This window comes from Bradyrhizobium sp. STM 3809 (assembly GCF_000239795.1).
Lineage (GTDB): Bacteria > Pseudomonadota > Alphaproteobacteria > Rhizobiales > Xanthobacteraceae > Bradyrhizobium.
On the sequence record NZ_CAFJ01000514.1, the window covers coordinates 1 to 6,691 of the forward strand.

A 6,691-nucleotide genomic window follows, 5' to 3' on the forward strand; every position below is an offset into this window, starting at 1 on the left:
GCTATTCTGANGTTTGGTCGCGGCGGCGAATTGTCAGTACGCGCCGTCAACAGCAACACGCTCAACGTCGCTATCTGAACAGAAGAAAGCCGAATAAGAGAGCGCCTCGCCCCGGCGAGAACTCGCTGCTAGTAAGTGCGGTCTCGCGACGCCCCCGATTTGAGATCGGCAAGCTGTAACAGCCGATTGAAGCTACCGCTTCACAGGCTCCGTGACTGGCTTCCCCTTCTCCAGGACAAACACGTTGAAGTCTTCGCTGGAGCCCCGGCTTGATTGGTTGCTTCGTGAACGACGCTGGGTTCATTGTGGTAGGATTGTCCGACCGTGTAGGCCGGATCCCTCCCATACGGCCGCCCAAGCCCCCCACCTTGCCATCGTCGCGCCATGGTGCCGCCGCGCGTCACGTCCATGTCTGAATGTGTCCACGAAGGATGGGATGAGCGTGCTGCCGCCTCGCGCCGTCGTGGAGCCACATGGCGAAGCCGATTTCGGGGGCAATCTTGTTCAAGCACGAAGCATCTCGGTCCGTGGTCCGGCTCCTGCGGTCGCGGCTTCGCGACCATCGGACCGAGCTGGCGGAGCTCCGCCACCACATCCGGCCGGGCGACATCGTCTGCGATGTCGGCGCCAACAAGGGCAGCTTTCTGTACTGGCTGGCGCGGTGGTCGGCGCCCGGGCGGGTGATCGCGTTCGAGCCTCAGCCGGACCTGGCCGACGGACTGGCGCGGATGTGCAGCCAGTTCGCGCTCGACAACGTGGTGGTCGAGCCGAGGGCCGCCTTCTCCTGCACAAGCCGCAAGACGCTGTTCGTGCCCGATGGCCACCAGCCCGGCGCATCGCTGCTGCAGCCGGCCGAGCGATCGAAGGCGATCGCGGTGCAGACGGTCGCGCTGGACGATTATCTGCCGGCCAACGGGCACGTGTCCGCGATCAAGATCGACGTCGAGGGCGCCGAGCTCGATGTGCTGCGCGGCGCCGAGCGGACGTTGCGGCGTTGCCGCCCGCTGCTCGTCGTCGAATGCGACCGCCGCCTGGCGACGCTCGCGCGCATGAAGCAGACCTTCGCGCTGCTGCTCGGTCTCGGCTATCGCGGCGAGTTCCTCGCGCGCGGCCGACTCAGGCCGCTATCGGCCTTCGATCCCGAGATCCACCAGCGCGCCGACGGCGAATGGTTCTGGAAGCGCAAGGACTATTGCAACAACTTCGTGTTCCGGAGCCCGGAGCCGCGGGCGTCGTGACGCCGGCGGATGCGTCCGGCCGTTGCGCTCGTCTGCCGTGGCGGCCGGTCGACCGCCCCCCAGCTTCCGCTCGATCGGGTTCGGCGCGGCGAGCGCCCGGACATCCACGCAGATCGTGGAATGCCGAACGGCGTGGAGGGCCGGGACGAGCCAGGACGAGTCCCGCCATGACGGCGCGGAGGCAGATGAAACCGGCCTCGGACGTCCCGAGGCGACAGCGTGAGCGGATGGCCGTCGGCCCCCCCGACGAAACGCGTCGGCCGACCGGCCGAAACCATTTCCCTCCCGCGACGAAAACGTCCTGAAACAGACCACCGGCATGCTCAGCCCATCACATCGACCGCTGGGAGTTGCCCATGACCGCGCTGCTGAGCTTCATCTTCGAATCCTATTGCCTGAGCTGCCGGGCGATGTTCCCCGAGCTCGACGCCGAGCGTTCCCGCGCCGAGTGATCCTGCCGCAGCGCGGCCGAGGCCGCCGCGCTTACCGCAACCAGAGGCCCGCCCTGCCCCGTTAAGCTTTCCGCTTCAGCTTAACGCCGGCTTCCGATTGACGCCCGCGCCTTCATTCGCCACCCCGGTGCGCGATGGAGTTTGTTGAAATGTTCGAATTGGCTTTATTGACCGCCGCTATTTTCATCGCCGCGATTGCCCTCGGGACCATCTATCAGCGGCAACAAGACGTGCTGTATGGACCTTACATCACGGATGCCGCGTGGGGCCCGGTGCTGGACGAGGACGGCGTCGAGACGTCGTCGACCTGAGGTCCGGCTCCGACGCCTGCACGATCACGGCCTCAGGCCGTCACGGGGCTCGGACCGCCGTCACAGGCTCAGATGTCCGCCGGCGTCGCTGAGCAGCGCATCCAGCCGGTCCGGGCTGACGTGCTGGCCGCTCGGCGTCTCGATACTGACGGAGTCGGCACCCAGCCGCAGATAGGTGTTGGCGGTCAGCAGCGCGTCCTGCGCGCTGCGGCACCTGATGGTGGCAATCGCGCTGACACTCTCGGCCCGGACGGTGAACGACGCGGCAGCCATGACGACGAGCCCGTTTGCAAAGCGGCGGCTGAAGGGAGCCGGAGCTTATGCAAGGGCGTGCGGTGGCTTCATTGAGGTGGATCAAACGGCCCGGCGGGCTACCGCTGATGGACTCCGTCATGCCCGGGCTCGTCCCGGGCATCCACGTCGTTCCGAGCCTGCCGATCGACGTGGATGGCCGGGACAAGCCCGGCCATGACGACGTAGACACAGACGCAAAACTGCGATGCGATAGCCCCGTGGCACTCCGGGGGCGGCGGCCGCGGGCGGCTGATCGCGTGCCGGCTGCCTGCCGCCTTACCGCTCAGCTCCGGTTCAGCGACAGGCTGATGCGGGTGACGAGTCCGTCCCAGTCGCGCTCCCAGGCGCGCGGATAGTTGATCAGCACGCAGTGCACGTAGCCGCCGGCGAAGTTGCAGCGGTTGTACCAGACATAGTCGCCCTTGTAGCTCGACACCGCGAAGAAGCGCGAGGTGACGCGCTTGTACTGGATGTTGGGCGGCGGGTTCTTCTTGGCCAGGAACCGGGCCGGCGAATCGCCGGCGTCATTGGCCGCCGACTGCACGGTCAGATTGGCGCGGCCGTCGCCGGTCTGGAAGCGCTGGCCATAGCCGTCGGGCCGGCCGGCCGTCTCGCTGAACACGGAGACCGGAATGTCGACCGACGTGCCGGTCTCCGGGATCCGGTAGGTGGTCCAGCGCGCCGGCTCGGCGCGCGCGGCGGCGCCGCAGCCGGTGATGCAGGCGAGCACGGCAAGGGCCTTGATGATCGAAGTCATGGCTGTCGTTCCGAACGGCTTGGGAGAACCTCGAGGCTAACCTGCCTTCGCGGCCCCGCGAAGGCATGGCTCGCCATCGCCCGACCAAACGCGCGATACCGATCAGAGGTTCAAGGCGGGCCGCCCCTCTAACGTCCGACGATCCGGCAGGCCGCCTCTGCAGCCGGGAACCGCGCGGTGCGCTCTGCGGATGCTGCCCGTCGGCCGACTCACTCCCCGTCATCGCCGCATCAGCCGCAGGCGCGCCACCCATTCGGCTGCGAGGATCGTCTGCGCGCCGGCGGCGAATTCGTGAATGCGTGCAGCGTGATTTGGCCTGTCCAGTCCTCAGGCAAAAAATAATTCTCTTTCGTATTTTCGGAATCCATGGTGAAGATGCCTGGTCCCGCCTCGCAGCAGAGGGGCGCATCGCGATCGTCACGAGCGCTGGGTGCGGGACATGGTGGGCGCGGCGGGTTGCAGCATGCCGGTCATGCGGACGAACGACCCGACGCGCACGGTCAAGTCGCGCGGTCCTGATCTCCCGATGCTGAGGTCAAGGTCGAGAGCTCGACGAGCGCTCCGACCGATGGTGGCCAGAAAGCCGGCGCACCAGGGAGAACGCGAAGCAGCCGTTCCAACCATCCATGCAGGGGATGCCGGGTCGAACCGGCTGCACCTGTGGTGACTGCCGCCTGCTTTTCTTGTTGCAGGCGGGCCATGGGTGAGGCCTTCACCCGGCATTCCCTGCCCCTCCTGCTTGCCGGCGAGGGCGATGCGACGATCAGCACCCGGGCATGTCGTGCCGCGGGAATGCCGGCGGCCGTCCCTGCCATGCTTGCGCAGGCGACGCCGTGCCGACGCCCCAGCTGGGCTGATGATGCGACGGGTGCGGGATGGGACCTCGATGATTATGCGGCTGTTGTTTGATAACCACATCGACAGGGACAATTCCGCGACCGGCTTCCGTCGTCGTCCGTCACATGATACCAATCATGCGACCGATGCAGGCGAGCTCGTGGCAGAACCGCCACAGCAATTGACGCCTCGCCACACGTTTGCCGACGCTGAGACGAGCCGCAACTATACTTGGAGTTGCTTTTGCAACCGGGCGGAGCATGCGACTCGGAGTGTGTTCGCGACGACTGATCCGGAACGGGCCAGAGTCGCTTCGAATGCTTCTGCACGTGGATTAAGCCTAATAATACGCGGCTCTCGGCGCGGTCGAATTCGCAATTTCATTGAACAGCCGTCGCGTGCAACAAGACTTGCGCGCAACTTACGACAACCTGAGATTTAATTTACTCATCATTTACTTTCCTCAACTTCGCCGCAAAAAGTGCACGATGCTGGGTTCCTCTTTCACAATTAGAACTCCTCTGGGGATCTTGACAAACCACCTCCCCGGAACGGGCTCTAACAACCTCGAATATACTTTGCATCACTCTCCGTCTTCGTTTCGCGTACAGAGGTCCAAATGACAACGCTCACCAAGGCTCTCCCGACCCATCTCGAAGAGACGCGCATCGACTCCGAGAAACTTCGGACCGTTCTGATGCTGTGCGCCGCAACGGCGTTCGGCTTCATTCTTCACGCCACCTACGGCCTCGATCTCAGCTACGCCTTCTTCTGATTGCATCGGCCCGCCGATGCAGGGCGGCGGGCTCGTCATTGCCGGACGCGAACGGCGTCCTCCCGGCCCGCGGGGTGTTTGATATCCCCCCGCGCGCCGACTGCCCGCCAGGGTCTCGGCGGGGGCCCGCCGCGCCGGGCCGATCCCGGGGCGGGATCACATTTTGCACAGCATGGACGCGGCGCTCCCACAATTCCGCCGCGACTCCGGGACACGCTCAAGGTGTGAAGACGTGCGGTTGCTTGAGGACGAGTAGCGTCATGCGTTCGCCAGTGTATGATCTCTATCAGATGAAGCAGGACCGTTTGCCGAAGGGAGCCCGTTCGGCGTGGCTGAGGACGCGGCCGAACGAGCCGCCGCCCGCGGCCGAAGACTGGGTCTTCGTCGGCAAGGAGCGCCACCCGAGCCGGTGGACGATCGCCGAAATGAACGAAAAGGGCACCTGCTACCGGGAAATTCCGATCTGGCTGTCGAGCCGGCGCAGCATGGCCGCGGCCGGATCGTCCGACGGCCGCGTGCAGACGCCGGCGGCCTGACCGCTCCGCATCTGCGATCGCTGCCGCGAGGCCGGTCGCGCCCGCGTCAGGGCAGCTGCACGCCGTAGTACTCGTCGACCTTGCGTCCGGTGGCGACATCGCCCCAGTCCCACTCGCGTTCGTCGGCGTATTTCGGCGCGCCGCGCAACTGGTCCTGGGTCACGCCCGTGACGTAGCCGCCGAGCCCTGTGTCGTATTTCAGCGACGGCCAGGGCAACGGATAGTGATCGTTGCCGAGGCCGAGAAAGCCGCCGAAGGCGAGCACCGCGTAGGAGACGCGGCCGCTCAGCTTGTCGATCATGACGCGCTCGATCGTGCCGATCCGCTCGCCGTCGGCGCCGTAGACCGCCGTCCCCTCGACCTTGTCGCTGCCGATCAGATTGCCATATTCGCTCTGTTCGAGCATCGCCGTATCCGTCATGGACATCTCGTCGTCCTCCGTCTGTCGGGACACCGTGGTTCGGCGCCCGCTCATTTGCTTCCGGCATCCTCCTCCGGATGCCGCGTGGCCTCGTGCGACGGCGACGTCGGGGTCGTCGTCTGGTGCACCCGCTGCGCGCGTTCCTTGTCGGCCGGCTGCTCCTCGCCGCGCCCCGTTCGGACAATCCCCTGGCTTTCACGGTCCATCAGTAGCTCCTTCGTTCGCAACCAATGCAGCACGCCGGCCGGCGTTCCCCGCCGATCAGCCGACGCGCCAGATCGCGAAGGGCGACGCGGCTCAATTCGCACGAGTCCGACGCAACGTTCGCGGCATTGGCTTGTTGGTTGCGACGATCACAGGAGACACCGCATGGCCGACGACCACAACGCTTCGATCTCCCGCCGTCAGATGGTCGGAGGCACGGCGACGTTCGCAGCGGCCTCCCTCACCTCAGCCGCAGCGAAAGGACGCGACACGATGGCCGGAGCTTCCACCACGCCAGAGCAGCTGACCGATCCCACCCAGACATATCCGAAGCCGCCATTCGAGCAGCAGTCGCAGCCCTGGCCCGGCCTCGCCAGCAAGATGTCCCCGCGGCCCGATCACGGCGAAACCAGCTACAAGGGTTCCGGTCGCCTCGCCGGCCGGAAGGCGCTGATCACCGGCGGTGACTCCGGCATGGGCCGCGCCGCCGCGATCGCCTTTGCGCGCGAGGGCGCCGACGTCGCCATCAACTATTTCCCGACCGAGGAGCCGGACGCGCAGGAGGTCGTGGCCCTGATCCAGGCCGAAGGACGGAAGGCGGCCGCCATTCCAGGCGATCTGCGCGACGAGCGCTTCTGCCAGCAACTCGTCCAGCAGGCCGTCGAAGCGCTGGGTGGCCTCGACATCGTCGTCAACAACGCCGGACGACAGCAGGCCCGCCAATCCATTCTCGACGTCTCCTCGGAGGATTTCGACGCGACGATGAAGACGAACATCTACGCGCCGTTCTGGATCATCAAGGCCGCCCTGCCCCATCTCAAACCCGGCTCGGCGATCATCGGGACGTCGTCCGAGCAGGCCTATGA

Annotated in this window: 9 protein-coding genes; 5 read left to right on the forward strand and 4 right to left on the reverse strand. The window is 65.9% G+C overall.

Annotated features, from left to right (window positions below):
- The first annotated feature begins 500 nt into the window (after window positions 1-500).
- Both BRAS3809_RS23925 and BRAS3809_RS36780 read left to right on the forward strand, forming a co-directional pair.
- The gene (locus BRAS3809_RS23925) at window positions 501-1,238 is read left to right on the forward strand and encodes an FkbM family methyltransferase (protein WP_008964609.1); all 738 of its coding nucleotides are present in this window, start codon (window positions 501-503) and stop codon (window positions 1,236-1,238) included.
- 601 nt (window positions 1,239-1,839) lie between these two features.
- Window positions 1,840-2,001 carry a hypothetical protein gene (locus BRAS3809_RS36780; RefSeq protein WP_008964611.1) on the forward strand — a complete coding sequence of 54 codons (162 nt, stop codon included), beginning with the start codon at window positions 1,840-1,842 and terminating at the stop codon, window positions 1,999-2,001.
- A gap of 60 nt (window positions 2,002-2,061) precedes the next feature.
- Here the strand turns inward: BRAS3809_RS36780 and BRAS3809_RS23930 are convergent, their stop codons facing one another.
- Together BRAS3809_RS23930 and BRAS3809_RS23935 are read right to left on the reverse strand one after the other, a co-directional pair.
- Entirely contained in the window at window positions 2,062-2,274 is a 213-nt protein-coding gene (locus BRAS3809_RS23930; protein WP_008964612.1) for a hypothetical protein, read from the reverse strand.
- 304 nt (window positions 2,275-2,578) lie between these two features.
- The gene (locus BRAS3809_RS23935; RefSeq protein ID WP_008964613.1) at window positions 2,579-3,052 is read right to left on the reverse strand and encodes a hypothetical protein; all 474 of its coding nucleotides are present in this window, start codon (window positions 3,050-3,052) and stop codon (window positions 2,579-2,581) included.
- Window positions 3,053-4,508: 1,456 nt separating this feature from the next.
- Here BRAS3809_RS23935 and BRAS3809_RS36785 point away from each other — a divergent pair.
- The gene (locus BRAS3809_RS36785) at window positions 4,509-4,664 is read left to right on the forward strand and encodes a hypothetical protein (RefSeq protein WP_008964615.1); all 156 of its coding nucleotides are present in this window, start codon (window positions 4,509-4,511) and stop codon (window positions 4,662-4,664) included.
- A gap of 260 nt (window positions 4,665-4,924) precedes the next feature.
- Complete coding sequence (locus BRAS3809_RS23940) at window positions 4,925-5,200, forward strand: hypothetical protein (protein ID WP_008964616.1); 276 nt, start codon at window positions 4,925-4,927, stop codon at window positions 5,198-5,200.
- 46 nt (window positions 5,201-5,246) lie between these two features.
- On the opposite strand, the gene BRAS3809_RS23945 is transcribed toward BRAS3809_RS23940, so the two are convergent.
- Both BRAS3809_RS23945 and BRAS3809_RS36790 read right to left on the reverse strand, forming a co-directional pair.
- Window positions 5,247-5,627, reverse strand: a complete 381-nt coding sequence (locus BRAS3809_RS23945) for a PRC-barrel domain-containing protein (RefSeq protein ID WP_008964617.1) — start codon at window positions 5,625-5,627, stop codon at window positions 5,247-5,249.
- 44 nt (window positions 5,628-5,671) lie between these two features.
- Window positions 5,672-5,827 (reverse strand): hypothetical protein, encoded by a 156-nt coding sequence (locus BRAS3809_RS36790; protein WP_008964618.1) that lies wholly within the window; start codon window positions 5,825-5,827, stop codon window positions 5,672-5,674.
- 163 nt (window positions 5,828-5,990) lie between these two features.
- Between BRAS3809_RS36790 and BRAS3809_RS23955 the strand changes: the two genes are divergently transcribed.
- On the forward strand, window positions 5,991-6,691 hold a 701-nt coding region (locus tag BRAS3809_RS23955), incomplete at its 3' end, for an SDR family NAD(P)-dependent oxidoreductase (RefSeq protein WP_035657986.1).

Coding starts and splice junctions, on each gene's coding strand:
- BRAS3809_RS36780 (WP_008964611.1), top strand. CDS start 1,840: ATGTTCGAATTGGCTTTATTGACCGCCGCTATTTTCATCGCCGCGATT.
- BRAS3809_RS23930 (WP_008964612.1), bottom strand. CDS start 2,274: ATGGCTGCCGCGTCGTTCACCGTCCGGGCCGAGAGTGTCAGCGCGATT.
- BRAS3809_RS23935 (WP_008964613.1), bottom strand. CDS start 3,052: ATGACTTCGATCATCAAGGCCCTTGCCGTGCTCGCCTGCATCACCGGC.
- BRAS3809_RS36785 (WP_008964615.1), top strand. CDS start 4,509: ATGACAACGCTCACCAAGGCTCTCCCGACCCATCTCGAAGAGACGCGC.
- BRAS3809_RS23940 (WP_008964616.1), top strand. CDS start 4,925: ATGCGTTCGCCAGTGTATGATCTCTATCAGATGAAGCAGGACCGTTTG.
- BRAS3809_RS23945 (WP_008964617.1), bottom strand. CDS start 5,627: ATGTCCATGACGGATACGGCGATGCTCGAACAGAGCGAATATGGCAAT.
- BRAS3809_RS36790 (WP_008964618.1), bottom strand. CDS start 5,827: ATGGACCGTGAAAGCCAGGGGATTGTCCGAACGGGGCGCGGCGAGGAG.